Consider the following 26831-nt stretch of genomic DNA (forward strand, 5'->3'; position numbering starts at 1 on the left):
CCTCTCGTCGCCCTGGAGGCGCAACACCGGGAGCGTCAGAGAAAGTCCGCCGTGTCCAGCTCGAAGGCGAAAGGCTCGGGCAGAGCGAGCTGTTTGCCGAAGGCTACGGCGCGGAGCTCCTGGTAGTCGCCTGACTCCGGGCCGCTGAACAGCGTGATCCACGAGGTCTCTCGGTCGACGACCAGGTAGAGCGGAATGCCGCCGCGGGCGTAGCAGCGGCGCTTGATCTCCCGGTCTGTCCGCGGCTTCGAGGACGTGACCTCCAGCACCATGGCGACTCCTTCGCATGGCATCCAGGGACCGGCCCCCCGGTAGAGCCTCAGCTCCTTGGGAGCGAACGTGCCGTCCGGGACCACGTGGTCCTGTGGGTAGCCTTCCGCGTTCTTCAGTTGCAGCCCCTTGTTCGCCGAGAACTGCATGTTGGTCTGACATCGCCGATGCACCTGACCCACGATCCGGCTGATGCAGTGCTCGTGGTGCCCGTCCGGCACCGGGGTCACTACGAGTTCCCCCTCGACGAGCTCTGCCCGGAGCCCTTCCGGGGTGTCCAGGTCGACAAACCAGTCCAGCAGGAGCTTCTGCGTGATCGGATCCTGTGCCATGGCGCCCATGGCACACCCCTCCAGCAGCTCGCTGGAACGGAACAGCGGCTTGGTCACCTGTACGAAGTCCGCCGGAGGCGCCCGCTTGACCCTGCCGCAACGTCAACGTTTCTACTGATCCCATGCGGATCGGAGAACTCGCCGCCACCGTCGGTGTCACCACACGCACGGTGCGGCACTACCACCATCAGGGGCTGCTGCCCGAGCCGGAGCGGCGGCCGAACGGATACCGGGAGTACACGCTGCGGCATGCCGTCGTGCTGGCGCGGATCCGGCGGCTGACCGAGTTGGGGCTGGGGCTCGCTGAGGTGCGGGACGTGCTGGCCGAGGATGCCGGGAAGGATCTCGTCGAGGTGCTCACCGAGCTGGATGAGGATCTCGCCCGGCAGGAGCACGCCATCCGGGAACGGCGGACGCGGTTGCGGGCACTGCTGGAGGCGGAGGGCGGGCTGCCCGCCGAGGGGCCGGTCTCTCCTCAACTGGCCGCCCTTTTCCGGGACATGGCCCACGTGTCCGACTCCCCCATGGCCGCCAAGGACCGCGAGATGCTCGCGCTGATCGAGACCACGGCCGATCCCGAGGGGCGGGAGCAGCTCATGGGCGCGCTGGGGAGTGCGCTCGACCGGCCGGGCGGTAAGGAGCGGGCCGTGGCCGCCTACGCCCTGCTCGACGAGCTCGCCGACGCCGACCCCGCCGACCCGCGCGTGGACGAGGCGGCCCGTGCCCTCGCCGACTGCCTGCCCCGCGATCTGCTCCCGGAGACGTTGGAGGTCGACCCCGACAACAGCTTCCTGCGCGCCTTCTACGCCGATTTCGCCCCGGCCCAGGCGGAGGCCATCCGCCGCACCTTGGGCCTGCTCATGGAAGGGGACGGACCGTGATGCGCACCGCGCACGTCCTTGTCCGGCACGAGCTGCGGCTCGTCGTCAGTCTCTGGCTGTGGGCCGCCCGGCGCCGGCACGGGCTCGGTGAGGGCACCGCCTTCGGGTACTCGCGCGGGCAGGGCACGATGATGCTGGGGTTCGGCTTCGTGATCGTGATCGAGTCGATCATGATGTCCGTACTGCTGCGGAACCACCCGGCCGTGCAACGGGCGTGGTTCATGCTGGACATGTACACCCTCCTGATCATCATCGGACTGCACGCCGCCTCCGTCGTACGGCCACACGTGCTCGACGCCGGTTCCCTGCGCGTCCGGCGTGCCGCGCACGTCGATCTGCGCATACCTCTGGAGAAGATCGCGCACGTTCGGCGCGAGCTGCGCACCACCCACGAGCAGGCCGACGGGGAGCTCAACCTCGCCATCGGTGCGCAGACGACCGTGACGCTCGAACTCACCGAGCCCGTCGCCCACGTCACCTTCCTGGGCCGTCGGCGGGACGTCCGCCTCGTGCGCCTCCACGCCGACGACGCCACCGACCTCGTACACGCGATCAACGCGATCAAGCCGGCGCGAACCTCACCTTCGCCGCAACCGGATCGGCTTGTGTGAGGCGGACCCTGATCCGCTCCCCCAGCGGCAGCGCGTCCGTGCCGTCGACCCGGCCGATGATCGCCGGAGACTCCAACTGCACCACTCCCACGTCAGGTTGGCGCTCCGACACGTCCACCACCCAGCCGTCGAACTCCTCCCCCACCCGGTCCTTCAGCAGCGCCGCCTCCACGATGTCGACGCACTCCCGCTCGACCGTGCCCGCACGCCGCGCCCCCTCGGTCATCCGGGCGGGCAGCGCGTCGAGGGCGGCCTCCACCCAGTCGGGCACCGGCTGCCCGGCCGCCGCCGCGAGGCAGATCTCGGCGGCGTAGCGGTCGGCAAGGCGGCGCAGGGGGGCCGTGCAGTGGGCGTAGGGGGCGGCCACGGCGGAGTGTGTGGTGATGGCCGGAAGGGCTCCCGCCCGGAAGACCGTGTAGCCGGCGCCGCGCAGCAGGGTCGTGCATTCCTGGAGGAATGCGGCGTGGTGGGGGCGGTGGGGGTCGAGGGAGCGGACCAGTTGGGCGTACGAGACGTGGTGCGGCCAGTCGATGTGCAGGGCGTGCGCGGTACGGCGCAGGCGGCCGACCGCGCCGTCGGGGGCGGCAGGGAGGGTTCGCAGGATGCCGGTGCCCGCCGACAGCATCAGGTCGGCGGCGGCCATGCCCGTCAGCAGGGAGATCTGGGCGTTCCAGCCGTCGGCGGGGTGCGGGGCGCGATAGGCGAGCTCATAGGTGTGGTCGTGAGCGCGCTCGACGATCTCCTGCTCGGGTACGTGCAGCGAGATCCCGCCCCGCTCCACCTCCAGCCGCTCCCGCGCCTCCCCGATCTCCTTGAGCAGCGCGATCGGCTCCTCGGCGGTCCCCGCGTCGATCTCCTTCTGCACAGCCGCGTAGTGCAGCTTGGCCCGGCTGCGGACCAGGGCGCGGCGGACGTCGACCGCGAGCGTACGGCCCTCCTCGTCGAGGTCGATCGTCCACAGGACCGCCGGCCGGACCTGGTCCGGGAGCAGACTCGCCGCGCCCTCGCTCAGCGGCTCGGGGTGCAGGGGGATCCGCTCGTCGGTGAAGTAGAGGGTGGTGACCCGCCGGTGCGCCTCGCGGTCGAGCGCGCCCGACGGTACGACGAAGGCGGCAACGTCCGCGATGGCGTACCGGACGCGGTAGCCGGTGCCCTGCCGGGACAGGTGCAGCGCCTGGTCGAGGTCGGTGGAGGCGGGCGGGTCGATGGTGAAGAAGGGGAAGTCGGTGGCGTCGTGGGACGGAAGGGTGGGTGCCTTCGCAACCCGCTCGGCCTCCTCCAGAACGTCCGGAGGAAAGGTCTCGACGACGCCGAGTTCGGTACGCAGCGCGGTGAGGGCCGCCCGCAGGGGGGCCTCGGGGGCGCCGGTCACTCGGATGTGGCGGCGGGGCATGCAACGAGCGTAGGACCGAGGTCGCGTGGTGGCACGCCGTACGCTGTCGCAGAGCGCAACCGAAGGAGATCACCCGTGCTTGTCCTGCTGCCTCCCTCCGAAGGAAAGGCATCCTCCGGCCGCGGCGCCCCGCTGAAGCTGGAGTCGCTGTCGCTGCCGGGGCTCAACGATGCCCGTGAGGCCGTCCTCTGCGAGCTCGTGGAGCTGTGCGGCGGCGACGAGGACAAGGCGCGGGACGTACTCGGGCTGAGCGAGGGGCTGCGCGGCGAGGTCGGCAAGAACGCCGAGTTGCGGTCGGCCGGGGCGCGGCCCGCCGGGGAGATCTACACGGGCGTGCTGTACGACGCGCTCGACCTGGCGTCCTTGGACGCCGCGGCGAAGAAGCGGGCGGCCCGGTCACTGCTCGTGTTCTCGGGGCTGTGGGGCGCGGTGCGCGTCGGCGACCGCATCCCCTCCTACCGCTGCTCGATGGGCGTCAAGCTGCCCGGCCTCGGGGCGCTCGGCGCGCACTGGCGGGCGCCGATGGCGGAGGTGCTGCCCGAGGCGGCCGGGGACGGGCTGGTGCTTGATCTGCGGTCGGCGGCGTACGCGGCGGCGTGGAAGCCGAAGGGCGAGGTGGCCGGGCGGACGGCGACCGTACGGGTGCTGCACGCGCCGACCCGGAAGGTCGTCAGCCACTTCAACAAGGCGACGAAGGGGCGGATCGTACGCAGCCTGCTGTCGGCGGGAGCCGCGCCGAAGGGCCCGGCCGAGCTGGTGGAGGCGCTGCGGGACCTCGGGTACGAGGTGGAGGTGGAGGCGCCCGCGCGGGCCGGGAAGGCGTGGGCGCTGGATGTGCTGGTGGCGGAGATCCACTGAGGTACAGCCGCAGCACATTGCAACATACGCAATGACCTTTGCGCACAGTGCATGACCTCGGCAGGATGAGGCCATGCCCTCTCCCTTGCCCGCCTCCGTGCTGGATCTCGCCCCCGTCGTGCCCGTCGTCGTCATCGAGGACGTCGCCGACGCCGTACCGCTCGCGCGGGCGCTCGTCACCGGCGGGCTCCCCGCCATCGAGGTGACGCTGCGGACGCCCGCGGCACTGGAGGCGATCCGGGAGATCGCCGCCGAGGTGCCGGAGGCGGTGGTCGGGGCCGGCACGGTCATCACGCCGGACCAGGCGAACGCCTCCGTCGCCGCCGGGGCTCGCTTTCTGGTGAGCCCGGGCTGGACGGACGTACTGCTGGACGCGATGCGCGCGTGTGGGGTGCCGTTCCTGCCGGGGGTGTCCACCACGTCGGAGGTCGTGGCGCTCCTCGAACGCGGGGTGCGGGAGATGAAGTTCTTCCCGGCCGAGGCGGCGGGGGGTACGGCGTACCTCAAGTCGTTGAACGGGCCGTTGCCGCAGGCCCGTTTCTGCCCGACGGGCGGGATCGGACCGGCGACGGCCCCCGACTATCTCGCGCTCCCCAACGTCGCGTGCGTGGGCGGGAGTTGGATGCTTCCGGCGGACGCGGTGGCCGCGCGGGACTGGGGGCGCATCGAGGCGCTGGCGCGGGAAGCGGCCGGCCTCAAAGGTTCACGCGCGCAGGTGTGACGTGTCGTTGAAGAGCCGCACGCTCGCGTTGCCGTCGGCGTAGTACGCCACCGCCGAGAGGGAGGCCGCCGAGAGTTCCATACGGAACAGGGACTCGGGCGGGGCGCCCAGGGCGAGGCGTACGAGCGTCTTGATCGGGGTGACGTGCGTGACGAGCAGGACCGTGCGGCCGGTGTACGCCGCGATCAGCTTGTCGCGGGTGGCGGCCATGCGGGTGGCCGTCGCGGCGAAGCTCTCGCCGTCGCCGGTGGGGCGGGCCTCCGGGTCGGCGAGCCAGGCGTTGAGGTCGTCCGGGTAGCGCTCGCGGACCTCGCCGAAGGTGAGCCCCTCCCAGGCGCCGAAGTCGGTCTCGCGCAGGCCGTCGTCGATGCTCACGTCGAGGCCGAGGTGGGCGGCGACGATGCCGGCGGTCTCCCGGGTACGGGTGAGGGGCGAGGCGACGATGTGCTGGATGGTGCCGCGCCGGGCGAGGGCGGCGCCGACGCGCTCGGCCTGCTCCCGGCCGACGTCGGAGAGGGACGGGTCGGTACCGCCGCTGCCGGAGAACCGCTTCTGGGGGGTGAGGGGGGTCTCGCCGTGGCGGAGCAGTACGAAGGTGGCGGGCGCGCCCATGTCGGCGGGGGCCCAGCCGGACGAGGGCGCGGCCACGGTGCGCGCGGCCCTGACATCGGCCTCGGCCTTGGCGGGAGCGGCGGCGGAAGGTGCGGGGGACGCGGAGGGAACGTCCTCGGCGGGAGCGGCGGCGGAAGGTGCGGGGGAAGCGGGGGGAACGTCCTTGGAACGCCCCTGCGCCAGCGCCGCGCGCGCTCGTGCCGCGCCGGCGGAAGCGTCCCCCGGCGGACCGGACGGCACGGGCTCGGCCACGGCCTTCGCGGCCGCCCTCGCAGCCCTCGCGTCGGCCGCCACCAGTTCCGCCGTGGAGGCCGCGGCCGACCACTGTTCCCCGCGCTTCCCGGCGTCCATCGCCTCGTTGGCCAGCCGGTCCGCGTGCTTGTTCTGCTCCCTCGGGATCCACTCGTACGTCACCTGCGTCGGCGGCAGGACCCGTGACGCCTCGAACGCCAGCGGCTTCATGTCCGGGTGCTTGATCTTCCAGCGGCCCGACATCTGCTCGATGACCAGCTTGGAGTCCATACGGACGTGGACCGCGGCCGTGGGGTCGAGTGCGAGCGCGGCGCGTAGGCCCGCGAGCAGGCCCCGGTACTCGGCGACGTTGTTCGTCGCGACGCCGATGTACTCGGCGGCCTCGGCCAGGGTCTGCCCAGACGCCGCGTCGATCACGACCGCCCCGTAGCCCGCGGGCCCCGGGTTGCCCCGTGACCCGCCGTCGGCCTCGACGATGAACTCCCGCACGGCACAGTCTCCTAGAGGCCCGACTCGGCCGTACGCACCAGGATCCGGCGGCAGTTCTCGCACCGGACCACCGTGTCGGGCGCGGCCGCGCGGATCTCGCTCAGCTCGGTGATGGCGAGCTCCTGGCGGCAGCCCTGGCAGGTGCGCTGGTACAGCCTGGCCGCGCCGATGCCGCCCTGCTGCTCACGCAGCTTGTCGTAGAGCTTGAGGAGGTCGGCCGGGACGGCGCCCGCGACGACCTCGCGCTCCTTGGTGACCGTGGCCACCTCGCCGTCGATCTCCTCGAACGCGACGTCCCGGCGGGCGGTCGCGTCGTCGATCTTCCCCTGCACGGCGCCGACCCGCTCGGTCAGCTCGGCGACCCGCTCCTGCGCGGACTCACGGCGCTCCATGACCTCCAGGACGATGTCCTCCAGGTCGCCCTGCCGCTTGGCGAGGGAGGCGATCTCGTGCTGGAGGTTCTCCAGGTCCTTCGGGGAGGTGATGGCGCCGGAGTCCAGGCGCTGCTGGTCGCGGGCGGCGCGCTGGCGCACCTGGTCCACGTCCTGCTCGGCCTTGGTCTGCTCGCGGGCGCAGTCGCTCTCCTCGGTCTGCGCGGCGACGAGCAGGTCGCGCAGCTGGGTGTGGTCCTTGGTCAGCGACTCGATCTCGGCGTGCTCGGGCAGGGACTTCCGCTTGTGCGCGAGCTGCTGCAGGCGGACGTCGAGGGCCTGGACGTCGAGAAGTCGGATCTGGTCGGCCGGCGCGGCGTTCAGTTGGGGGCTCCCGTGGTGCTAGTGGTCGGGTTGGACGCCGCGTGGGCGGTCCAGGGGTCGGTGACCGTCTTCGAGACGTGGACGCGCAGGTCCCATCCGTGCCGGTCGGAGATCTCGTCGAGCTGGGCGGCGGCCAGCTCGCACCAGGGCCATTCGGTGGCCCAGTGCGCCGCGTCGAGCAGCGCGAGAGGACTGTGGGCAACGGCCTCCGACACGGGGTGGTGGCGGAGGTCCGCGGTGAGGAAGGCGTCGACGCCGGCCGCCCGTACCTGGTCGAAGAGGCTGTCGCCGGAGCCGCCGCTGACGGCGATCGTGCGGACCGTCGCCTCGGGGTCGCCGGCCACGCGGATGCCCTGCGCGGTGGCGGGCAGGCACTCGGCGGCCCGGGCGGCGAGTTCGCGGACGGTGAGCGGGTGGTCGAGCTCGCAGACACGGCCCAGGCCCCGGCGGCCGTCCGGGTCGGTCGGGTCCGGCACCAGCGGCCGTACGACGCGCAGGTCCAGCGCACCGGCCAGCGCGTCGCTGACGCCCGGGTCGGCCGTGTCGGCGTTGGTGTGGGCCACGTGCAGCGCGATGTCGTTCTTGATGAGGGTGTGCACGACCCGGCCCTTGAAGTGCGTCGCCGCGACCGTCGTCGTACCGCGCAGGTAGAGCGGGTGGTGGGTGACCAGCAGGTCGGCGTCCAGCTTCACCGCCTCGTCCACGATCTCCTGGACCGGGTCGACGGCGAACAGGACCCGGGAGACCTCCTGGTCGGGGTCGCCCACGACAGTGCCGACCGCGTCCCAGGACTCGGCCCGCTCGGCGGGCCACAGGTTCTCCAGCGCGGTGATTACTTCAGACAGACGGGGCACGAAGGACAGGCTACCTGGCTGGTCCGTACGGCTGTACCGGCGTCGGAGCAGCCGGATCCGTCCCCCGGGACCGTCCCGGGGCCGTCCCATGGCCACCGCGCCGCCGCCCGCGTGCCACTCCCCGGCCACCCGCCGGCGCCACTCAGCACAACCGCCCCCGTTTCCTCAGGCGAATCGTTCCTCGGCCACCCCTTTGTGTGAAGGGAACCTCGCCGATCCCACGCCTGTGCGTACGAAAACTAGCTTCGTGACCGGAGGTGACCGGACCATGACGGCCTGTGCGATCGAGCCCGCGGCGGAGCACGAGGACGGCGACGCGCCTCGGGCGGAATGCACCATCACGGCGGACGGTTCCTACGCCGCCCGCCTCGCCCCGGCCGGGGACTGCTGGTTCCCGGAGCGCTGGACCCTGGACGGCCCCGAGCCCTATGCCGTGCCGCTGCCCGCCCACCAGCCGGAGGAGCCCGGCACCGAGGTGCAGCCCATGAGCGACGGGCGGGTCCTCATCCGCCGCCGCACCGACGGGCGGCACGTCTTCTCGCTGCTGTATCCCACCGGGCCCGGCACGGGTGAGCTGCTGCTGGGCGCGGTCCAGAGCCCGGAGGAGGGGACCGGATTGCGGATGCTGCCCCCGGCGCCCGGCGGCGACAAGGCGTACGCCCTCGCGGTGGGCCGGCGCTCCAGCGCGGTGTGGCTGGTGGCGGGGGGTGCCTTCGGTCCTGAGCAGGTCGCGGAGGTGCCGGGGCGCTGCTCGGGCGGGGTGTGGCTGGACCGGAGCGGGCGGATGCTGGCGCTCGACCGGGAGTCCGGGGGCCGTACGAAGACCGTCGTGGTCGACCTGGGGCGGGGCGGTGAGGTGTCGCCGCTGTTGCAGATCACGGACCACAGCGACGACCGGCTGCTGCTCGCCGACCCGGACAGCGGGCTGCTGCTGATCCGGTCGGACGCGCCGTCGCCGGGGCAGGAACGGTTGGGCTGGGGGGTGCTGGGCAGCACGTTGCCGGTGCGCTTCCCGGAGTGCCTGCGGCTGCCCGAGTGCGCGGTGACGCCGTTCGCGATCCAGCCGGGGCAGGTGCTGACGCCGGAGAGCTGCGGGGTGGCGCTGCGCATCGGCGGGCCGGTGGGGAGCTGGCTCGGGGTGTGGCGGCCCGCCGAGCGGCAGGTGTGTCATCTTCCGGCGCCCGACGGGTGGTTGGCGGGTGCGGGGTTCTGGACGCGGGACGGGGTGCTCCAACTGCCGTATGCCACGCGGGAAGTGCCGTGCGGGGTGGCGCGGGTCGAGGTTCCCTGGGCGGAGGGGACTTCGGGGACCTCGGAGGAAGCCGGGCCGGAACCGGAGCGGGAGTTCTCGCGGGAGACGGAGCGTTCGTGGGAGCGGCAGCCGGAGCTGTCATGGCAAGGGGAGCCGGAGCTGTCGTGGCAACGGGAGCCGGAGCCGGAGCTGTCACGGGAGTTGGAGTCGCAACCGGAGCCGTCGGAAACGGACCCTGCGGATCCCGTTCCACTGCGCCCTGTGCCGTTGCAGCAAGCTCCGTTGGGCGGTCTTGTAACGAAGTAGTGGCGGTTGGCGTGGGCGCCTGGATTCGGCCCGTGGTCGGCCGGTTAAACTCGCCCGGCTGTAAGAAAGATCATGTTGACGGGGTGAGTTTTCCGATGAGCAACGCCAGCACGACCCAGCCGGGGCCGGCCGACGTTCACGACGTTCAGAAGGTCTCCGGTCACGGCAGGCACAGGGGCCCGGTTTCGGCCCACGACAGCGAGGCGGCCCCCCGCGGCCGTCACCGCAAGCCGGTCGAGGAGACCGAGACGGCAGCCTGAGCCGCGCGCCGACCACGGCATACGGCCCTGTTCCTCCGTGAGGAACAGGGCCGTTCCCGTACCGGGGGCCTATCCCCGCTTCAGCCCCAGGACCTCCGCCGCCCCGAACGTCTCCCCCGACGGCCGCTCCGCGTAGTGCGGGGTGAGCAGCGCGTCGAGCTCGTCATAGGTGAAGGCCTCCTGCTTGCTGTCGAACTTGGCGGCCACCCGCGGCCGTTCGACGACCGCCACCATGCCGCCGTGCACGACGAGCAGCTGGCCGTTGACGCGGGCGGCGGACGGTGCGGCCAAGTAGCCGACGAGCGGGGCGACATGCTCGGGGGCGAGCGGGTCGAGGCCGTCCTCCGGCTGGTCCAGGCCCGCGAAGACGTCCTCGGTCATGCGGGTCCGGGCGCGGGGGCAGATGGCGTTCGCGGTCACGCCGTACTTCGCGAGCGCGAGGGCCGTGGAGGTGGTGAGCCCGACGATTCCGCCCTTCGCCGCCGCATAGTTGGGCTGTCCGGCGGACCCGGCGAGGAACGCCTCCGACGAGGTGTTCACGATCCGCCCGTACACCGGCCCGCCCACCGCCTTCGACCTCTCGCGCCAGTGCGCGGCGGCGAAGCGGGTGGTGTTGAAGTGGCCCTTGAGGTGGACCCGGATGACCGAGTCCCACTCCTCCTCCGCCATGGAGAAGACCATCCGGTCGCGCAGGATGCCCGCGTTGTTGACGAGGATGTCCAGCTTGCCGAACTCGGTGATCGCCAACCCGACCAGGGCGCGGGCCTGCGGGAAGTCGGCGACGTCCCCGGTGTGCGCGAGCGCCTTGCCGCCCGCCGCACGGATCTCGGCGGCCACCTCCTCGGCGGGGCGGGCGCAGGCCTCGCCCGATCCGTCGCGACCGGGCCGGCCGTAGTCGTTGACGACGACGGCCGCGCCGAGCCGGGCGAGCTCCAGCGCCTCGGCCCGGCCGAGACCGCGCCCGGCGCCGGTGACGATGGCGGACAGACCCTCAAGTGGCAGTGACATACGACCCCTTCGGACGACGCCTTCGGACGGACCCTTTCGGCCGAACCCTTCGGACGGACCCTTTCGGCCGAACCCTTCGGACGGACCCTTTCGGCCGAACCCTTCGGACGGACCCTTTCGGCCGAACCCTTCGACCTCAGATCTCGATGCAGGTACGCAGCGCCGTGCCCGTGCGCATCTGGTCCAGGGCCTCGTTGATGTCGGCGAGCGGGACGCGGTGGGTGATCAGGCCCGACAGGTCGATCCGGCCGGCCCGCCAGAGCGCGATCGTCCGCTCGTAGGAGCTCAGGACGTCGCCGCCGCCGTACATGGACGGCAGGATCCGCTTCTCGTCGAAGAACAGCTCGAACATGCTGAGCTGGAGGAAGTCGTCCAGGGCGCCCGCGCCCACGATGACGAGGGTGCCGCCGCGCCGGGTGTTCTCGTACGCCGTGCGGGCGGTGGCGGACCTGCCGACGACCTCGAAGACGTAGTCGAAGCCCTCTCCGGCGGTGACCTGCTGCTTGGCGTCGGCCAGCTCGTCCGGGGAAACGGCCCTGGTGGCACCGAACTTGAGGGCGGACTCGCGGCGCGAGGCGACCGGGTCGACGGCGACTATCTCCGCCGCTCCCTTGAGCCGGGCGCCCTGGATCGCGGAGATGCCGACGCCCCCGCAGCCGATGACGGCGACCGACGAGCCGGCCGCCACGTCGGCGGTGTTGAGGGCGGAGCCGAGTCCGGTGGTGACCCCGCAGCCGATGAGGGCGGCTATGTCGAAGGGGACGTCGTCGGGGATCGGCACCGCGCAGCCCGCGTCGACGACGACCTCCTCGGTGAAGGTGCCGGTGCCGGCGAAGCCGAAGAGGTCACCGCCGGGGCGCTTGAAGTTGGGGGTGCCGGCGTTCATGAACCCGGCCAGGCACAGCTGGGTCTGGCCGCGCTTGCAGGCGGGACAGGCGCCGCAGGCGGGCAGCCAGCAGACGACGACACGGTCACCGGGCTTCAGGTGCCGTACGCCCTCCCCCACTTCGAGGATCTCGCCGGCCCCCTCGTGCCCCGGCACGAAGGGCGCGGGCTGCGGCAGGACCCCTGCCATCGCGGACAGGTCGGAGTGGCACAGCCCGGTGGCCCGTACCCGGATCCGCACCCTGCCGGGTCCGAAGCCCACCGCCTCGACGTCGTCGAGGACCTCGAGCTTGTCCTGGCCGATCTCGTGCAGTACGGCTGCTCGCATGGTGCGGCTCCCTTCAGGAGTACGGGCGTGAGGCAGACGGGGCCTGCAGGTCCGTGCTGTACAGGTCTTTACAGAGCTCAGGTGTGTTCGACGATCGTGTCGGCGAGGACGGGCGCGTCGTCCCGTTCCACGGCCCCCACCTCCACCCGGACCCGGCCCTCCTGCCGCCACATGCGGATACGCAGGGTCTCCCCCGGGAACACGACCCCGGCGAACCGTGTGACATACGACCGCACCCGGGTCACGTCCCCGCCGAGCAGCGTGTCGACGACCGCCTTGAGCGTGATCCCGTAGGTGCACAGCCCGTGCAGGATGGGCCGGTCGAATCCGGCGATCTTGGCGAACTCCGGGTCGGCGTGCAGGGGGTTGAGGTCGCCGGAGAGGCGGTAGAGGAGGGCCTGGTCCTCGCGGACGGGCCGCTCGACGACCTTGTCGGGGTCGCCGGCCGGTGGTTCGAGGCGTGCGGAGGGGCCGCGGTCGCCGCCCCAGCCGCCCTCTCCGCGTACGAAGATCTGCGCGTCGTTGGTCCACAGCGGGCCGTCGGCGTCGGCGACCTCGGTGCGCATGACGAGGACGGCCGCCTTGCCCTTGTCGTAGACGGCGGCGATACGGCCGGTGGCGGTCGCCGTGCCCCCCACGGGCACCGGACGGTGGACGGTGAGCGACTGCCCGCCGTGCAGGACGTGGGCGAGGTCGACCTCGACGCCGGGCATGGACAGGCTGCTGATCACGCCGGGCGAGCCGGCGCCGGCGACGGTGGCGAAGCTGGGCAGGACGTGCAGCCGGGACTCCAGGGTGTAGCGCAGTTCGTCGGGGTCGGTGGCCGGTCCGGCGATGTCCGGGCGGGCGCCCGCGCCGATGCCGAGGTGGTAGAGCTGCACGTCCTTCGGGGTCCAGGAGATCTCGCCGGTCCGGGGTTCGGCGGCTACTGCCTTGGCGGCGTCGATGGGCATGGGGCTCCTGACAGAACGGGGCATCCGGCAGAACGGAACATCCAGCGGATCGGAACATCCAGCGGATCGGGGTATCCAGCAGATCGGGCAAGACCTCGGTACGGCCGTCCGCACCGTCGGCCGCACCGAGGTCGTCACGGGCCGTTCTAGAACGCGTTCCAGTCCGGCGACCTCTGTATAGCCGAGCGCACTGCAGTTGTGAAGGCTCCTGACGCTTCATCAGATGGGGTTCGCCGGGTTGGGGGTGCCCGCCGACACCGGGCGCGGCCCGGGTGGGCGCGGCCGAACCTCCCGCGGCGCGGCCGAGGGACACACTGCGAGGCCGCACATCGACGTCGGCCATCGCCCCGTCCGCCCATCCGCCCTGCCACGACCAGGGCGGGCACGGGCCCCCGCGCCTACCCTTGGGTCGTGAACGAAATGCCCCGGGACCACCGGCCAGCGAAGTCCATCAGGGTCCTGCTCGCCGAGGACCAGGGCATGACGCACGGGGCGCTCGCGTTACTGCTCGGGATGGAGCCGGACATCACGGTCGTGGCGCAGGTGTCGGCCGGCGAGGCCATCGTGGATGTCGCCCTCACACGCCGCCCCGACGTCGCCCTCCTCGACGTCGAACTCCCGGGCCGCAGTGGCCTCGACGTCGCGGCCGACCTGCGCGACCAGGCGCCGGACTGCCGGGTCCTGCTCCTGACCACCCACGGCCGCCCCGGCCACCTCCGCCGGGCCATGGACGCGGGCGCCGCCGGTTTCCTGGTGAAGGACGCCCCCGTGGAGGAGCTGGCGACCGCGATCCGCCGGGTCCTGACCGGCGAGACGGTCATCGACCCGGCCCTCGCCGCCACCGGCCTCGACGCCCAGCCCAGTCCGCTCACCCCGCGGGAGTGCGACGTCCTCAGGGCTTCGGTGGACGGCGCGACGATCACCGACATCGCCGCCCGACTTCACCTCGACGAGCCGACGGTCCGTGACCGCCTCTCCTCCGCCGTCGCCAAGACCGGCACCCGCGAGCGGACGGAGGCACTGCGGCAGGCCCGGCGGCAGGGGTGGCTGTAGGCGCGGCCTCGGGGGGGGCGCTTCACGTGTCGGCTACTTCGTCACCCCCGCCGACTTGTACTCCGTCCCCTCCGGCGCCACGCACACGAACCAGTTCACCGGTGACTGGGCCGCCGGGCGGATCGCCGGAATGTCGGTGGCGAGGGTTTCGTTCTCGGGGACCTTGTGAAGCTCGGTCGTCGTGCCGTTCTTCCAGGTGCAGGTGACCTGTTGGGCGGTCGGGGCGATCTGGCCGATGACGAGACGTTGGGGGCCGCCGTCGGCTTTGGGGTCCAGTGGGATCGCGACGGACTGGAGGTCCTTGCCGGAATCGGGGGTGTTCTCGTCGAAGACGCCCAGCGAGACGCCCCCCGTTTCGCCGTCGCCGTACGTCCGGTTCACGAAGTACGCACTCTTGCCGATCAGATCCGAGGCCTTGTCCACCGGCCGGCTCCCGTATGCGGCCATGGCCTCCCACTGGGCCTGCGCCTGGCCCGCGTCGCGCGGCGCGGACCACACGTCGATGGTCACCCACCAGTCCTCGCCGTCGACGGTGCCGGTCGCGAGCGTCGTCCGCTCCGGCGGGTACACGTTCTGCACCGGCGGTGCCGGCACCCGCGTCGCCACCTGCGCGCCCCGGCTGCCGTTCCCGCCCGGCAGCCCTGCCACCGCCAGTGTCCCCGCCGAGCCGACCAGCGCCAGGGCCGTCGCCGTCGCCACCGCCCAGCGGCGGGCCCTGCGGCGTCGGCCGCCGCGAAGTACCGCGTCGTAGGGGGCTATGCCGATCTCGACCTCGTCCGCGGCGTCGGCCAGCAAGAACGCGATGTCCCCGTTGCTCATGTCGTGGCTGGTCATGCCGTGGTTCGTCTCCCGGTCCGCGCTCATCAAGCCCGCCCTCCCTGCGTCACCATCTCGGCCAGTCCCGGTATGGCGCGGAGCTTCGCGATCCCCTTGGCCGCGTTGCTCTTCACCGCGCCGACGGAACAGCCCATCGCCTCTGCCGTCTGTGTCTCGGTCAGGTCCTCCCAGTAGCGCAGCACCACCGCCTCCCGCTGCCGCGGCGGCAGTTGGGCGAGCGCCGCCAGCAGGGAACTGCGGTCCTCGGCCCGGGCGATGCGGTCCTCGGTGTCCGCCACCTCCCGCACCAGGCCGGTGTCGTCCTTCGGCGCGAGGAACTCCCTGAGCCGCCGGCGGTGTTTGCGTGCGTGCGCGTTGATCATCACGCGCCGTACATAGGCTTCCGGGTCATCGGCCGAGCCGACTCTGCGCCAGGCCACGTAGACCTGTTCGAGCGTCGACTGGACCAGGTCCTCCGCGGCGTGCTGCTCCCCCGTGAGGAGAAATGCCGTCCGCATCAGCCGCGGCCAGCGGCCGATGACAAAGCTCTGGAACTCCGTGTCCCGAGCCGCCTTGCGATCCCCCATGGGCACCTCCTTGATATTCAAAGGAGTCCATGAGCCGCCCGGACCGTTGCCTCAGTACGCAGAACTTTTCAGGACCCGGATGGTGTCAGGACCCCGAGGTCGTCAGGACCCGAAGGTGGTCAGCACCCGCAGGCGGTCAGGACGCGGAGGCTCTCCTCGGCAGCCACACCAGCATCAGCACCGCCCCCGCCAGCAGCACCACTGCCGACGTACGGAACACCAACGCGTACCCCTCCGTCAGCGCCTCCGGCGTCCCCGCCGCCCCACTCCCCGCCGAACGCGCCGCCGCGATCGTCGACATGACCGCGAGCCCCAGCGAACCGCCCATCGTGCGCGAGGTGTTGACCAGCCCGGACACCAGCCCGGCCTCACCCGGCCGCGCCCCCGACATGGCCAGCGCCGCGAGAGGCGTCGCCGCCAGACCCGCGCCCAGCATCATCAGGATGCCCGGCATCATGATCGAGGTCAGGTAGGGGCCCTCCACGCTCAGCGTCGACTGCCAGCCGAAGCCCACGGCCGCGACGACCGTGCCCAGCACCGCCACGTTGCGCGCGCCGACCGCCGGCATCAGCCGCGGGGCGAGCTTGGAGCCGACGAGTACGGCCAGCGAACTCGGCACCAGCGCCAGTCCGGCCTCCAGCGGGGTGTAGCCGAGCACGTTCTGCAGGTACAGCGTCATGAAGAACCACATGCAGAACATCGCCGCGCCCGACAGGAACTTCCCCGCGTTCGCCGAGGCCACCGCCCGCAGCCGGAACAGCCCGAGCGGCATCAGCGGTGCCGCCGTACGCGACTCCACGACGAGGAAGGCGCCGATGAGGGCGAGACCGGCGAGCAGGGGTACGACCGTGGCGGCCGCCGTCCAGCCCGAGGCCTCCGTCTGCGAGATGCCGTACGCCAGCGTGGCCAGCCCGGCCGTCACCAGCACCGCACCCGGCAGGTCCAGCCGCCGCCCGTCCCCGTCCCGGCTCTCCGCGAGCCAGTACACCGCACCGGCCAGCACCACCGCCCCCACCGGCACGTTGATCAGCAGCACCCACCGCCACGACAGCGCGTCCACCAGCACCCCGCCGACGAGTCCGCCCGCCGCACCACCGCCCGCGCCGACGGCGGTCCACGTCCCGATCGCCCGTGCCCGCGCCGCCCCCTCCGGCACCGCCGCCGTCAGGATCGTCAGCGTCGAGGGCGCCAGCACCGCCGCGCCCAGCCCCTGCACGGCCCGCGCGACCAGCAACTGCCACTCCGCCTGGGCGAGCCCGCCGCCCAGCGAGGCCAGGGTGAACAGGCCGAGCCCGACGAGGAACATCCGCTTACGGCCGTACAGGTCCCCGGCCCGCCCGCCCAGCAGCATGAACCCCGCGAAGGCGATCGTGTACGCGTTCACCACCCACTGCAGCCCCTGCGCGCTCAGTCCCAGCCCGGCCCGCATCGACGGCAGCGCCACGTTCACGACGGAGACGTCGAGCACGACGAGGAACTGCCCGGAGCAGGCGAGGGTCAGCACCAGCCAGGTGGGCGGCGCGGTACGTCGGCGGGCGCGGGTGGCATCGGCGGCATCGAGCATGGATGTCATGCTCTCAACGACCGACGCTCCTGGCATCGGGAAATCCGGTCCAGCACCGGCCGCCAAAGGTCTGGGCCCCCAGAGCCCCAGAGCCCTCAAGCGCTCAGGCCCCTCCCCAAGAGAAGGTCAAGAAATCGTTAGCTGGCCAAAGCATCGGAATAGTTGCCCGGGTACACCGAGTTGATTCCCCACATGACACGAACGACGAACGACCGTCCCACCGGCAGAGCGGCCACCGGCGCCTCCGGCGCCCTCGTCCCGGTCCTCGCCTTCGCGGGCATCGTTGTCGCGGTGATGCAGACCCTGCTCGTCCCGGTCATCAAGGACCTCCCGCAGCTGCTGGACACCGCGCCCAGCAACGCCACCTGGGTCCTGACCTCGACACTGCTCTCGGGCGCCGTCGCCACCCCGATCATGGGCCGCCTCGGCGACCTCTACGGCAAGCGCCGCATGCTGATAGCCAGCCTCGCCGTGATGGTGGCCGGTGCGCTGGTCAGCGCGCTCACCAGCACCCTTCTCCCCATGATCGTCGGCCGTACCCTCCAGGGCTTCGCGATGGGCGCGATCCCCCTCGGCATCGGCCTGATGCGCGACATGCTGCCCCGCGAGCGCCTCGGCTCCGCGATGGCCCTGATGAGCTCCTCGATCGGCGTCGGCGGCGGACTCGCGCTGCCCGCCGCCGCCCTGGTCGCCCAGCACGCCGACTGGCACGCCCTCTTTTACGGCGCCGCCGGCCTCGGCGCCCTCGCCATCGCCCTCACCCTCCTCGTCGTACCGGAATCCGAGGTCCGCGCGGAAGGCTCCTTCGACCTGCTCGGGGCGCTCGGCCTCTCCGCCGGCCTCGTCCTCTTCCTCCTGCCCATCACCAAGGGCAGCGACTGGGGCTGGACCTCCGGCACCACCCTCGGCATGTTCGGAGCCTCCGCGGCCGTCCTCCTCCTCTGGGGCGTCTACGAGCTGCGCACCCAGGCCCCCCTCGTCGACCTGCGCACCACGGCCCGCCCGGCGGTCCTCTTCACGAACCTCGCGTCGATCATGGTCGGGGTCTCGTTCTACGTCGTCTCGCTCGTCCTCCCCCAGCTCCTCCAGCTCCCGAAGGCGACCGGCTACGGCCTCGGCCAGTCGATGGTCGTCGCGGGCCTGCTCGTGGCCCCGCTGGGCCTGACGATGATGTTCACGGCGCCCGTCTACGCCCGCCTCTCCGCGAAGTACGGCCCGAAGACCACCCTCATCCTCGGCATGCTGATCATCGCGATCGGCTACGGCGCCGGCCTCGGCCTGATGAGCGCCCCCTGGCAGAGCCTCGTCATCGCGGTCGTCCTGGGCGCCGGCATCGGCCTCGCCTACTCCTCCCTCCCCGCGCTGATCGTCGGCGCGGTCCCGGCCTCGGAGACGGGCGCGGCCAACGGCCTCAACACGCTGATGCGTTCCATCGGTACGTCCGTGTCGAGCGCCGTCGTCGGCATGGTGCTGGCCAACACCGCGAACACGGTCAACGGCGTCGAGATCCCGACCATGCACGGCTTCCGCGTCTCCTTCCTGATCGCGACCGCCGCGGTCGCCGTGGGCCTCCTCCTGGCCCTCTTCCTCCCGAAGCAGCGCCCGGCCGCCGCCCACCCACAGCTGCGCGCCAGCAGCGAGGAGGACGCCAACCTGGAACGCGCCGAGAAGGCTCTGCGGGGCTTCCGCGGCCGCGTCCTGGACGCCGAGGGCACGCCGGTCGCCCGCGCGAAGGTGACGCTGATCGACCGCCGGGGCCGCCAGGCGGGCGCGACCCTCTCCGCCGAGGACGGCACCTACGCACTCCCGGTGCCCGCCCAGGGCGCCTACGTCCTGGCCGCCCGGGCCGACGGCCACGCCCCGCTCGCCTCGTCGGCGACGCACGCGGGCGACGACAGCGCGGTGGACGTGGATCTGCCGCTGCCGGGAGCGACGGTCAGGGCCTGAGTGAGGCAGTCGGGGCCTGGCGCCCCGGCCGTCCACCCACCGGCCGTCCACCACCCCCCGTCGCCCCCATGACGGGGGGTGTGGTGCACGATGGGCGCCCACACGCTCGTACGACAGAAAGGGACCCCATGGCCCCGGCCCCCAAGCCCGAGATCCTGGCCGCGTTCGAGGCGGCGAAGGGCTTCATGCCCGTGGGCGAGGGGCTCGCGCTCCACGCGGCGGCCGTCGAGGCCGGGCGGCTCGGCCTGCCGCTCCTGGAGGTCGGCACGTACTGCGGCCGCTCGACGATCCTCCTGGCCGACGCGGCCCGCGAGGCCGGGGTGACGGTTCTCACGGTCGACCACCACCGCGGCAGCGAGGAGCAGCAGCCGGGGTGGGAGTACCACGACCCGGAGACGGTCGACCCCGAGATCGGCCTCATGGACACGCTGCCGACGTTCCGCCGCACGCTGCACAAGGCGGGCCTGGAGGAGCACGTCGTCGCCCTCGTCGGCCGCTCCCCGCAGGTGGCGAAGATCTGGGGCACACCCCTCGGCCTCGTCTTCATCGACGGCGGCCACACCGACGAGCACGCGAACGCCGACTACGAGGGCTGGGCCCCGCATGTCGCCGAGGGCGGACTGCTCGTCATCCACGACGTGTTCCCGGACCCGAAGGACGAGTTCACCGGGCAGGCGCCGTACCGCGTCTATCTGCGGGCGCTGGAGTCCGGCGCGTTCACGGAGGTGTCGGTGACGGAGTCGCTGCGGGTGCTGCGGCGGACGGGGACAGGGGTCTGATCCCACGGTCGGCGGGCTCGTCCCACGGTCGGCCGTGCTCGACCGTGCCTTCCCCGTGGAGCGCCCGGTCGGCCCGTAAGGTGGCAGGCGTGTCGTACGTAGGCCCTGACTTCGATCCTCCCCAGCCCCGCCGCCCCCACCGCCGCGCCCTGACCGTCGCGGCCGCCGCCCTCGTGCCGGGGGCGGTGCTCGGGTGGGTGTTGTACGAGGCGATGGGTGACTCCGGTGGCGCGGGCGGGGCGGGCAACGCGGCCGTACGGCCGTCGCAGACGCCGCCGACGATCTCCGCGACGAACGACGACAAGCCGCCGGGCCCGACCCCCACCGACGACGCCACCGCCGACTCCACGTCCGCGCCCGCCGCCTCCGGCCCCCTCAAGGGCAAGGTCGTCGTCATCGACCCGGGCCACAATCCCAACAACTTCCAGCACACGGCCGAGATCAACCGCAAGGTGAACATCGGCACGAACTGGAAGGAGTGCGACACCACGGGCACGTCCACCAACGACGGCTACACCGAGGCGAAGTTCACCCTCGACGTCGCCCACCGGCTGCGCACCTTGCTGCAGAAGCAGGGCGCCACAGTGAAGTTCACGCAGGACGGCGACCGGTCGTGGGGTCCGTGCGTGGACGAACGGGCGGAGATCGGCAACAAGGCGCACGCCGACGCCGTCGTCTCCATCCACGCGGACGGCGCGGACACCGGCCAACGCGGCTTCCACGTCATCCTCCCGGCCAAGGTGTCCGAGGGCGCCGCGAACACCGGCCCCATCGTCACCCCCTCCCGCGACCTGGGCGAGCGCATCGCCGGCTCCTTCGTCCGCGTCACGGGCAGCGCGCCCTCCAACTACGTCGGCGACGGCACCGGTCTCGTCACGCGTAAGGATCTCGGCGGTCTCAATCTGTCAACGGTTCCCAAGGTGTTCATCGAGTGCGGCAACATGCGCGATACCAAGGACGCGGCACAGCTCACCAGCGGCGCGTGGCGGCAGAAGGCGGCGCGAGGGATCTCTGAGGGAATCGTGAGTTTCCTGCGCGGGTAGTGATCAGCGGGCGGATCCCGGCGGACACCCTCGCCGGTCGGAAGATAGGGTCGTCCCTACGATGAGGGGCCACCCCCGCGCTTCACACCGGGGCCTGAGGGCGACATGGTGACAGCGACGCCTCCAGCGATGCCGATGACGAGACGACTGACGAAGGACCTGAAGTGAATATCCGCTCCCTCACTCGAGGCGACGGCGTGGTGATCGGAGCAGCGGTATTGCTGTTGATCGCGTCGTTCCTCGATCTGTACTCGATCGACGGGGCCTCTGACAGCGCCGACCTCCCGAATCTCTGGGGAAGCGGTCCGGTCTTGATGAGTGTCGTCCTGGCCGGGATCATCGGCGGCGCACTCGTCGTCGTGTCCCGGGGCCTGCCGCAGGTGCCCAAGGTCGCCGGCCTGGACCTCGGGCAGTTCGGTGCCGCCTTCACGGTCTTCGCGGCGTGGAGCACGCTGGGCAACACCTTCGACGTGATGGGCGGAGCCGACAACGGCGGCACGGATATCGGTGTCAGCCCCGGCATCGGCCTGATCCTCGCCCTCATCGCAACCCTGCTCATGGCCGGCGCCGCCATCGCCACCCCCCTCGTCCCCGCCCTCCAGGCCGGCCTCGTCCCGGCCCCCCGCCCCGCCGCCCCCCAGCCCTACGGCGGTCAGCCGCAGGGTGGTTACGGCTACCCGGGCGCGCAGCAGCCGCAGCCTCAGCCTCCGTACGGTGGGCAGCCGCAGCCGGGGCAGCCCTTCGGGGGGCAGCAGCCCGGGCAGCCGGGGCAGCCGCAGCCGCAGGCGCCCGCCGGGGACTTCTCGCCGTTCTGGTTCGCCGTGCCCGTGCCGCGCCCCCTGTTCGCGGAGGACGGCTCGCCCACGCCGATCGCCGAACTCGCGCCGGGTACCTGGTACCTGGCCGTCGAGCAGCGCGGCCCGGCCCTCGTCGCCCAGACGCAGGACGGCCGCCGTGGTGTGCTCCAGGACACCTCGGGCATCCAGCGCGGCTGAGCCTCGAAGCCGTACGAACCGCAATACAGCAGCCGTACGACGGCCCCTCACCACTTCCCGGTGAGGGGCCGTTGTCGTACAGTCGCCCTCCGACCGACTCACCTGACGCACCGTCAGAAGGAGGCAGGTATGCGGCTCGGGCTCGCTCTCGGCTACTGGGGTCGCGGCCCCTCCGCGGACCACGTCCCCCTCGCCCAGGAGGCCGAGCGGCTCGGCTACGACTCGGTGTGGACCGCCGAGTCCTGGGGTTCCGACGCGTTCACCCCGCTCACCTGGATCGCCGCGCGGACCTCAAGGATCAAGCTGGGCACGGCCGTTGCCCAGATGGCCGCCCGTTCTCCCACCACCACCGCCATGCACGCCCTCACCCTCGACCACCTCTCCGGCGGGCGCATGATGCTGGGGCTGGGGCTGTCGGGGCCGCAGGTGGTGGAGGGGTGGTACGGGCGGCCGTTCCCGAAGTCGCCGCTGACCGCGACGAGGGAGTACGTCGATGTCGTACGGCAAGTCCTGCGGCGCGAGGCGCCCGTTGAGCTCGACGGACGCTTCCACTCCCACCCGTACCGCGGCCCGGACGCCAGCGGCATCGGCAAGGCCCTCAAGCCGATCACCCATCCCCTCCGCCCGGACCTTCCTGTGCTGCTCGGCGCGGAGGGGCCGAAGAACGTCGCCCAGACCACGCGCATCGCCGACGGGTGGCTGCCGTTGTACTGGTCGCCGAGCAGGCCGGAGGTGTACGGGGCCGCTGTCCGCGAACTCCCCCAGGACTTCCTCGTCGCCCCCATGGCCCGCGTCCGGGTGTGTGACGACGTCTCCGAAGGCCTTCTTCCCGTCAAGGCCATGCTCGGCTTCTACATCGGCGGCATGGGCCACGCGGCCCGCAACTTCCACGCCGACCTCATGGCCCGCATGGGATACGAGGAGGACGCCCGGCGGATTCAGGAGCTGTTCCTCAGCGGCCGCAGGCAGGAGGCCGTCCTCGCCGTTCCGGACGCCTTCGCCGACGAGATCTCCCTGGTCGGGCCGCGTGAACGCATCGCCGAGCGGCTGGAGTCGTGGCGGAAGGGGCCGGTGACCGATCTGCTGGCGTTGGCTCCGGACCCGCACACGCTGCGGGTACTGGCCGAACTCAACTCCTGAGCGCCCCAAAGGAGCGGCGGGGCTGTGACTTGCATGGTCGGACTTGGTGATCACCTTGACCATCGAACGACCTTGTGGAGAACGCCAGTTGAACGTGGCGACCCGTTCCGGCCTCAATCGCGAGGTTTCGGTCACGCCGCTGGGGCTACCCGGAGGGCATGTCCCTTCGATATCGCAATGGTGCCAATCAGGCCGGCACGGTCATAGCGATCGTCGCCGACGTCATGGCCCTCATTCTGGGCCTGTGGATCCTGATGTACCTACTGGACGCCAACCGTGCCAACGATTTCGTCCAGTTCGTCCATGACGCGGCCCGCTGGCTGGCCGGCTGGTCGCACGACCTGTTCACGTTCGACGCCGAGTGGGCGCGGGTGGTGGCCGGTTACGGGCTGGCCGCGGTGGTGTACCTGTTCATCGGCCACGCCATAGCCAATCGGGCTCACCGCCACTGAAGCCACTCGGGTCAGGCGCAGCAGTCCGGGTCCAGCCCCAAGGGCAGGCGGTCCCCGCCGAACACCGCGCACGTGGCCTCGTGCCCGCCCAGCGCCGCGACCGCCAGCAAAAGCGACCCGGCCGTCCAGGTCGTCAGCTCGCGCGGCCAGATCGCGTCGTCGTCGAAGACGTAGCCCGTCCAGTAGAGCCCGCTCTCCGGATCGCGCAGGTGCTGGATGGACTGCAGGATCTCCAGCGCGCGGTCCGACTCGCCCATCGCCCACAGCGCGAGGGCGAGTTCGGCCGACTCCCCGCCCGTGACCCACGGGTTGGGGACGACGCACCGCACTCCGAGCCCCGGGACGACGAAACGGTCCCAGCCCTCCTCCATCCGGGACTTGGCCTCGGCGCCCGTCAACGCGCCGCCCAGCACCGGGTAGTACCAGTCCATCGAGTAGCGGTCCTTGTCCAGGAACCGCTCCGGATGCCGGCGGATCGCGTGCCGCAGCGCGCCCGCGGCCAACTCCCAGTCCGGCTGCGGCTCTTCCCGCTGCTCGGCGATGGCGAGCGCGCACCGCAGGGCATGGTGGATCGAGGAGGAGCCGGTCAGCAGGGCGTCCTTCGTCGCGGTGCCGTCGTCGTCGCGCCGCCAGCCGATCTGTCCGCCCGGCTGCTGGAGCTTCAGGACGCACTCGATCGCGGCGTAGACGGACGGCCACATGCGGTCCAGGAACGTGTCGTCGCCGGTGGAGAGGTAGTGGTGCCAGACGCCCACGGCGATGTAGGCGACGAAGTTGGTCTCGCGCCCGGTGTCGGTGACGTCGTCGAAGGCGCCGTCCTGGTAGGCGGCGTACCAGGAGCCGTCCTCGTTCTGGTGCGTGGCCAGCCAGGTGTACGCCCGCTCGGCGGCCTCGTGCTCTCCGGCCGCGTCCAGCGCCATCGCCGCCTCGACGTGGTCCCACGGGTCGAGGTGGTGCCCGCGGAACCACGGGATCGCCCCGTCCTCCCGCTGCACGGCGAGGATCCCCGCCACGGTCGCGGCGGCCTGCCCGGCGGTGAGGACCCCGGGCAGGACGAGGTGTTCTGTCCGGGGGGTGGTCACTTGGCGTCCACCCGGGGGAGGTGGGGCTTGGTCGCGTACGCCACGAAGCTCTTGCCGATCAGCGGGTTCAGCGCCTGTTCGGCGACCCGGGTGGCCAGCGGTTTCTTCATGATGTCCCAGACCAGCAGCTTGTGGTACGCCCGCACCGGCAGCGCCTTGTCGTTGTCGACGCCGAACGCGCACTTCAGCCACCAGTACGGCGAGTGCAGGGCGTGGGCGTGGTGGGTGCCGTACGGCTTCAGGCCCGCCTCGCGGATCTTCGCCAGCAGCTCGTCCGCCTTGTAGATGCGGATGTGGCCGCCCTCGACCTCGTGGTACGCGTCGGACAGCGCCCAGCAGACCTTCTCGGGGCCGTAGCGCGGGACGGTGATGGCGATACGGCCGCCGGGCTTCAACACCCGGACCATCTCGGCGAGTACGCCCTTGTCGTCCGGGATGTGCTCCATGACCTCGGAGATGATCACGACGTCGAAGGACTCGTCGGGGAAGGGCAGGGCGAGCGCGTCGCCCTCCATCGCCGTGGCCGTCGCGCCCTCGGGGGCCTCGCCGGCCTCCTTCATCGCCGCGAACCACTTCGCGACCTCGCGGATCTCCTCACCGTTCTGGTCCAGCGCCACGACCTGGGCGCCGCGCCGGTAGCACTCGAACGCGTGCCTGCCGGCACCGCAGCCGAGGTCCAGAACGCGGTCGCCCGGGGCGAGCGGGAACCGGGAGAAGTCGACGGTCAGCACGTGGCCCTGCTTTCGGAGTTGGCGCCTTCAACAACGGTGGGAGCTTGGGGTGCGGCCGCGGAGTGGCCGGGCGTCGGGGGCGCGGAGCGGCTCGTGGCTGTCGCCGCCGTGGGGTGGCTCGCGGCTGTGGCCGCGGGGCGGCGCGGGGCTGCCGTCGCGGAGCGGCTCGGTTCCTCGGCCGCGGAGCGGGCTATCGCCTCGCGGTACCTCTCCACCGTGCCCTCGGCGGCCCGGGCCCAGGTGAAGTGCCGTAGGACGCGCTCGCGCCCCGCCGCGCCCAGGCGCTCGCGCAGTTCCGCGTCGCCCAGCAGCCGGCCCAGCCCGGCGGCCAGGGCCCCGGAGTCACCCGGCGGCACCGCCAGGCACGTCTCGCCGTCCCGGCCGGCGACCTCCGGGATCGCCCCGCCGGTCGTGGCGACCAGCGGCGTTCCCGTGGCCATGGCCTCGGCGGCGGGCAGGGAGAAGCCCTCGTAGAGCGACGGCACGCACGCCACCTGCGCCGAGCGCACGAGGTCGACGAGCTCGGCGTCGGAGATGCCCTTGACGAACTCGACGGCGCCTTCGAGGCCGTACCGCTCGATCGTCTGGGCGACCGGGCCCTCCTCGGGCCGCTTGCCGACGACGACGAGATGGGCGTCGGGGTGCTCGGTGCGGACCTTGGCCAGTGCCTCGACGAGGAAGACCAGGCCCTTGAGAGGGACGTCCGCGCTGGACGTCGTCACGATGCGGCCCGGGATCTGCGGTACCGAGGGATCCGGCGAGAACAGGTCGGTGTCCGCGCCGATGTGCACGACGTGGATGCGGTCCTGCCGTACGCCGAGGTGGTCGACGATCTCCGCGCGGGACGTGCCGGACACGGTCAGCACGGACGGCAGGCGGCGCGCCACGCGCTTCTGCATCCGCGTGAAGGCGTACCAGCGGCGGACCGACATCCGGCGCTGCCAGCCCTCGGCCGCGTCCAGCTCCAACTGGCGGTCCACGGTGATGGGGTGGTGGATCGTGGTGACGAGGGGGGCACCGACCTCGCCCAGCAAGCCGTATCCCAGCGTCTGGTTGTCGTGCACGACGTCGAACTCGCCGCGGCGGGCGCGCAGATGGCGGCGGGCGCGCAGCGAGAACGTCAGCGGCTCGGGGAATCCGCCGGTCCACATGGTCGCCACTTCCAGCGCGTCGACCCAGTCGCGGTACTCGTCGCGTCCCGGGGTACGGAAGGGGTCGGGCTGGCGGTAGAGGTCGAGGCTGGGGAGTTCGGTGAGGCTCAGGCGGTCGGCGTACTCCGCGCCCTCGTCGAGGACGGGGTAGGGCTGGGAGCCGATGACCTCGACGCGGTGGCCGAGGCGGGCGAGCTCGCGGGAGAGGTGCCGTACGTAGACGCCCTGGCCGCCGCAGAACGGGTTCCCTTTATAAGTGAGAAGCGCGATGTCGAGCGGTCGCTCGCCGTCGGCGGCAAGGTCCTCGGGGGACCCGGCCTCCCTGGCCTCAGCGGTCACTCTGGGCCCCCTTCTCCCTGCTCTGTCCCGCGAGATTACGCCGGGACGCTAATCTAGAACAAGTTTCAGACTTGATCGTTCAAGAGGCTCTGAATCTACCGGCAGGTAGCGCCGCTGTGAGCGATGGATCAG

Annotated in this window: 27 protein-coding genes; 13 read left to right on the top strand and 14 right to left on the bottom strand. The window is 71.9% G+C overall.

The genetic code is table 11. The features are described 5' to 3' along the window. Positions 1-35: 35 nt before the first annotated feature. Positions 36-611, bottom strand: a complete 576-nt coding sequence (locus EJ357_RS13505; RefSeq protein ID WP_126399445.1) for a Uma2 family endonuclease — start codon at positions 609-611, stop codon at positions 36-38. 113 nt (positions 612-724) lie between these two features. On the opposite strand from EJ357_RS13505, the gene EJ357_RS13510 reads away from it, so the two are divergent. Together EJ357_RS13510 and EJ357_RS13515 are read left to right on the top strand one after the other, a co-directional pair. Further along, on the top strand, positions 725-1483 hold the full coding sequence (locus tag EJ357_RS13510; RefSeq protein WP_126391849.1) for a MerR family transcriptional regulator: 759 nt from the start codon (positions 725-727) through the stop codon (positions 1481-1483). Beyond that, positions 1483-2094, top strand: coding sequence for a hypothetical protein (locus EJ357_RS13515; RefSeq protein ID WP_126391850.1), 612 nt, complete (start codon positions 1483-1485; stop codon positions 2092-2094). The genes EJ357_RS13510 and EJ357_RS13515 overlap by 1 nt, the downstream gene beginning before the upstream one ends. Here the strand turns inward: EJ357_RS13515 and EJ357_RS13520 are convergent. Continuing rightward, entirely contained in the window at positions 2045-3487 is a 1443-nt protein-coding gene (locus EJ357_RS13520; protein ID WP_126391851.1) for an RNB domain-containing ribonuclease, read from the bottom strand. The genes EJ357_RS13515 and EJ357_RS13520 overlap by 50 nt on opposite strands. 75 nt (positions 3488-3562) lie before the next feature. Here EJ357_RS13520 and yaaA point away from each other — a divergent pair, with 75 nt between their 5' ends. Next, positions 3563-4345 carry a peroxide stress protein YaaA gene (gene yaaA / locus EJ357_RS13525; RefSeq protein ID WP_126391852.1) on the top strand — a complete coding sequence of 261 codons (783 nt, stop codon included), beginning with the start codon at positions 3563-3565 and terminating at the stop codon, positions 4343-4345. 73 nt (positions 4346-4418) lie between these two features. Next, positions 4419-5066, top strand: coding sequence for a bifunctional 4-hydroxy-2-oxoglutarate aldolase/2-dehydro-3-deoxy-phosphogluconate aldolase (gene eda / locus EJ357_RS13530; RefSeq protein ID WP_126391853.1), 648 nt, complete (start codon positions 4419-4421; stop codon positions 5064-5066). Here eda and EJ357_RS13535 read toward each other — a convergent pair. The 3 genes from EJ357_RS13535 to EJ357_RS13545 are packed head-to-tail and all read right to left on the bottom strand — an operon-like array spanning position 5049 to position 8028. Next, entirely contained in the window at positions 5049-6419 is a 1371-nt protein-coding gene (locus EJ357_RS13535; RefSeq protein WP_126391854.1) for a bifunctional RNase H/acid phosphatase, read from the bottom strand. The genes eda and EJ357_RS13535 overlap by 18 nt on opposite strands. Before the next feature lie 11 nt (positions 6420-6430). Further along, the gene (locus tag EJ357_RS13540) at positions 6431-7174 is read right to left on the bottom strand and encodes a zinc ribbon domain-containing protein (RefSeq protein WP_126391855.1); all 744 of its coding nucleotides are present in this window, start codon (positions 7172-7174) and stop codon (positions 6431-6433) included. Beyond that, positions 7171-8028, bottom strand: coding sequence for a Nif3-like dinuclear metal center hexameric protein (locus EJ357_RS13545; RefSeq protein ID WP_126391856.1), 858 nt, complete (start codon positions 8026-8028; stop codon positions 7171-7173). The genes EJ357_RS13540 and EJ357_RS13545 overlap by 4 nt, the downstream gene beginning before the upstream one ends. 268 nt (positions 8029-8296) lie before the next feature. On the opposite strand from EJ357_RS13545, the gene EJ357_RS13550 reads away from it, so the two are divergent. Both EJ357_RS13550 and EJ357_RS48245 read left to right on the top strand, forming a co-directional pair. After that, on the top strand, positions 8297-9586 hold the full coding sequence (locus tag EJ357_RS13550; RefSeq protein ID WP_126399447.1) for a hypothetical protein: 1290 nt from the start codon (positions 8297-8299) through the stop codon (positions 9584-9586). Between the two features lie 95 nt (positions 9587-9681). Next, the gene (locus EJ357_RS48245; protein WP_175647382.1) at positions 9682-9846 is read left to right on the top strand and encodes a hypothetical protein; all 165 of its coding nucleotides are present in this window, start codon (positions 9682-9684) and stop codon (positions 9844-9846) included. Between the two features lie 69 nt (positions 9847-9915). Here EJ357_RS48245 and EJ357_RS13555 read toward each other — a convergent pair whose 3' ends face one another. From EJ357_RS13555 to EJ357_RS13565, 3 genes are all read right to left on the bottom strand, one after another. After that, positions 9916-10854 carry a 3-oxoacyl-ACP reductase gene (locus EJ357_RS13555; RefSeq protein ID WP_126391857.1) on the bottom strand — a complete coding sequence of 313 codons (939 nt, stop codon included), beginning with the start codon at positions 10852-10854 and terminating at the stop codon, positions 9916-9918. A 136-nt stretch (positions 10855-10990) separates the two neighbouring features. Continuing rightward, the gene (locus EJ357_RS13560) at positions 10991-12067 is read right to left on the bottom strand and encodes a Zn-dependent alcohol dehydrogenase (protein ID WP_126391858.1); all 1077 of its coding nucleotides are present in this window, start codon (positions 12065-12067) and stop codon (positions 10991-10993) included. A 77-nt stretch (positions 12068-12144) separates the two neighbouring features. After that, positions 12145-13020 carry a MaoC/PaaZ C-terminal domain-containing protein gene (locus tag EJ357_RS13565; protein ID WP_126391859.1) on the bottom strand — a complete coding sequence of 292 codons (876 nt, stop codon included), beginning with the start codon at positions 13018-13020 and terminating at the stop codon, positions 12145-12147. A 420-nt stretch (positions 13021-13440) separates the two neighbouring features. Here EJ357_RS13565 and EJ357_RS13570 point away from each other — a divergent pair, with 420 nt between their 5' ends. Continuing rightward, on the top strand, positions 13441-14073 hold the full coding sequence (locus EJ357_RS13570; protein WP_126399449.1) for a response regulator transcription factor: 633 nt from the start codon (positions 13441-13443) through the stop codon (positions 14071-14073). Between the two features lie 33 nt (positions 14074-14106). Here the strand turns inward: EJ357_RS13570 and EJ357_RS13575 are convergent, their stop codons facing one another. The 3 genes from EJ357_RS13575 to EJ357_RS13585 all read right to left on the bottom strand — a co-directional run bounded on the left by EJ357_RS13575 (position 14107) and on the right by EJ357_RS13585 (position 17049). Further along, positions 14107-14937, bottom strand: coding sequence for a hypothetical protein (locus tag EJ357_RS13575; protein WP_175647383.1), 831 nt, complete (start codon positions 14935-14937; stop codon positions 14107-14109). Then, positions 14937-15476, bottom strand: coding sequence for a SigE family RNA polymerase sigma factor (locus tag EJ357_RS13580; RefSeq protein ID WP_126391861.1), 540 nt, complete (start codon positions 15474-15476; stop codon positions 14937-14939). The genes EJ357_RS13575 and EJ357_RS13580 overlap by 1 nt, the downstream gene beginning before the upstream one ends. A 136-nt stretch (positions 15477-15612) precedes the next feature. Beyond that, positions 15613-17049, bottom strand: coding sequence for an MFS transporter (locus EJ357_RS13585; protein ID WP_126391862.1), 1437 nt, complete (start codon positions 17047-17049; stop codon positions 15613-15615). A 183-nt stretch (positions 17050-17232) separates the two neighbouring features. On the opposite strand from EJ357_RS13585, the gene EJ357_RS13590 reads away from it, so the two are divergent. The 6 genes from EJ357_RS13590 (at position 17233) to EJ357_RS13615 (ending at position 23396) form a co-directional block, all read left to right on the top strand. Next, a complete protein-coding gene (locus EJ357_RS13590; protein ID WP_126391863.1) occupies positions 17233-18987 on the top strand; it encodes an MFS transporter in 1755 nt (584 codons plus the stop codon). A gap of 128 nt (positions 18988-19115) precedes the next feature. Continuing rightward, a complete protein-coding gene (locus tag EJ357_RS13595) occupies positions 19116-19766 on the top strand; it encodes a class I SAM-dependent methyltransferase (protein WP_126391864.1) in 651 nt (216 codons plus the stop codon). An 89-nt stretch (positions 19767-19855) separates the two neighbouring features. Then, on the top strand, positions 19856-20809 hold the full coding sequence (locus tag EJ357_RS13600) for an N-acetylmuramoyl-L-alanine amidase (protein WP_126391865.1): 954 nt from the start codon (positions 19856-19858) through the stop codon (positions 20807-20809). A 164-nt stretch (positions 20810-20973) separates the two neighbouring features. Beyond that, entirely contained in the window at positions 20974-21804 is an 831-nt protein-coding gene (locus tag EJ357_RS13605; protein WP_126391866.1) for a DUF5336 domain-containing protein, read from the top strand. 129 nt (positions 21805-21933) lie between these two features. Beyond that, a complete protein-coding gene (locus EJ357_RS13610) occupies positions 21934-22944 on the top strand; it encodes an LLM class F420-dependent oxidoreductase (protein WP_126391867.1) in 1011 nt (336 codons plus the stop codon). A gap of 158 nt (positions 22945-23102) precedes the next feature. Then, the gene (locus EJ357_RS13615; RefSeq protein WP_126391868.1) at positions 23103-23396 is read left to right on the top strand and encodes a hypothetical protein; all 294 of its coding nucleotides are present in this window, start codon (positions 23103-23105) and stop codon (positions 23394-23396) included. A gap of 11 nt (positions 23397-23407) precedes the next feature. Here EJ357_RS13615 and EJ357_RS13620 read toward each other — a convergent pair whose 3' ends face one another. From EJ357_RS13620 to EJ357_RS13630, 3 genes are read right to left on the bottom strand one after another with little or no spacing between them, the layout of a single operon-like run. Then, on the bottom strand, positions 23408-24478 hold the full coding sequence (locus EJ357_RS13620) for a prenyltransferase/squalene oxidase repeat-containing protein (RefSeq protein ID WP_126391869.1): 1071 nt from the start codon (positions 24476-24478) through the stop codon (positions 23408-23410). Continuing rightward, positions 24475-25209 carry a class I SAM-dependent methyltransferase gene (locus tag EJ357_RS13625; RefSeq protein ID WP_126391870.1) on the bottom strand — a complete coding sequence of 245 codons (735 nt, stop codon included), beginning with the start codon at positions 25207-25209 and terminating at the stop codon, positions 24475-24477. The genes EJ357_RS13620 and EJ357_RS13625 overlap by 4 nt, the downstream gene beginning before the upstream one ends. Further along, a complete protein-coding gene (locus EJ357_RS13630; RefSeq protein WP_126391871.1) occupies positions 25203-26699 on the bottom strand; it encodes a glycosyltransferase family 4 protein in 1497 nt (498 codons plus the stop codon). Before EJ357_RS13630 ends, EJ357_RS13625 begins: the two co-directional genes overlap by 7 nt. Positions 26700-26831: the final 132 nt, after the last annotated feature.

Origin of the sequence: Streptomyces cyaneochromogenes, assembly GCF_003963535.1 — a bacterium.
In the GTDB taxonomy this organism is placed as follows: Bacteria; Actinomycetota; Actinomycetes; order Streptomycetales; family Streptomycetaceae; genus Streptomyces; species Streptomyces shaanxiensis.

Excerpts from the sequence above, each read along its gene's own strand:
- EJ357_RS13505 (WP_126399445.1), bottom strand. The coding sequence starts at position 611 with ATGGGCGCCATGGCACAGGATCCGATCACGCAGAAGCTCCTGCTGGAC.
- EJ357_RS13510 (WP_126391849.1), top strand. The coding sequence starts at position 725 with ATGCGGATCGGAGAACTCGCCGCCACCGTCGGTGTCACCACACGCACG.
- EJ357_RS13515 (WP_126391850.1), top strand. The coding sequence starts at position 1,483 with ATGCGCACCGCGCACGTCCTTGTCCGGCACGAGCTGCGGCTCGTCGTC.
- EJ357_RS13520 (WP_126391851.1), bottom strand. The coding sequence starts at position 3,487 with ATGCCCCGCCGCCACATCCGAGTGACCGGCGCCCCCGAGGCCCCCCTG.
- eda (WP_126391853.1), top strand. The coding sequence starts at position 4,419 with ATGCCCTCTCCCTTGCCCGCCTCCGTGCTGGATCTCGCCCCCGTCGTG.
- EJ357_RS13550 (WP_126399447.1), top strand. The coding sequence starts at position 8,297 with ATGACGGCCTGTGCGATCGAGCCCGCGGCGGAGCACGAGGACGGCGAC.
- EJ357_RS48245 (WP_175647382.1), top strand. The coding sequence starts at position 9,682 with ATGAGCAACGCCAGCACGACCCAGCCGGGGCCGGCCGACGTTCACGAC.
- EJ357_RS13555 (WP_126391857.1), bottom strand. The coding sequence starts at position 10,854 with ATGTCACTGCCACTTGAGGGTCTGTCCGCCATCGTCACCGGCGCCGGG.
- EJ357_RS13560 (WP_126391858.1), bottom strand. The coding sequence starts at position 12,067 with ATGCGAGCAGCCGTACTGCACGAGATCGGCCAGGACAAGCTCGAGGTC.
- EJ357_RS13565 (WP_126391859.1), bottom strand. The coding sequence starts at position 13,020 with ATGCCCATCGACGCCGCCAAGGCAGTAGCCGCCGAACCCCGGACCGGC.
- EJ357_RS13570 (WP_126399449.1), top strand. The coding sequence starts at position 13,441 with ATGCCCCGGGACCACCGGCCAGCGAAGTCCATCAGGGTCCTGCTCGCC.
- EJ357_RS13575 (WP_175647383.1), bottom strand. The coding sequence starts at position 14,937 with ATGAGCGCGGACCGGGAGACGAACCACGGCATGACCAGCCACGACATG.
- EJ357_RS13580 (WP_126391861.1), bottom strand. The coding sequence starts at position 15,476 with ATGGGGGATCGCAAGGCGGCTCGGGACACGGAGTTCCAGAGCTTTGTC.
- EJ357_RS13585 (WP_126391862.1), bottom strand. The coding sequence starts at position 17,049 with ATGACATCCATGCTCGATGCCGCCGATGCCACCCGCGCCCGCCGACGT.
- EJ357_RS13590 (WP_126391863.1), top strand. The coding sequence starts at position 17,233 with ATGACACGAACGACGAACGACCGTCCCACCGGCAGAGCGGCCACCGGC.
- EJ357_RS13595 (WP_126391864.1), top strand. The coding sequence starts at position 19,116 with ATGGCCCCGGCCCCCAAGCCCGAGATCCTGGCCGCGTTCGAGGCGGCG.
- EJ357_RS13610 (WP_126391867.1), top strand. The coding sequence starts at position 21,934 with ATGCGGCTCGGGCTCGCTCTCGGCTACTGGGGTCGCGGCCCCTCCGCG.
- EJ357_RS13615 (WP_126391868.1), top strand. The coding sequence starts at position 23,103 with ATGTCCCTTCGATATCGCAATGGTGCCAATCAGGCCGGCACGGTCATA.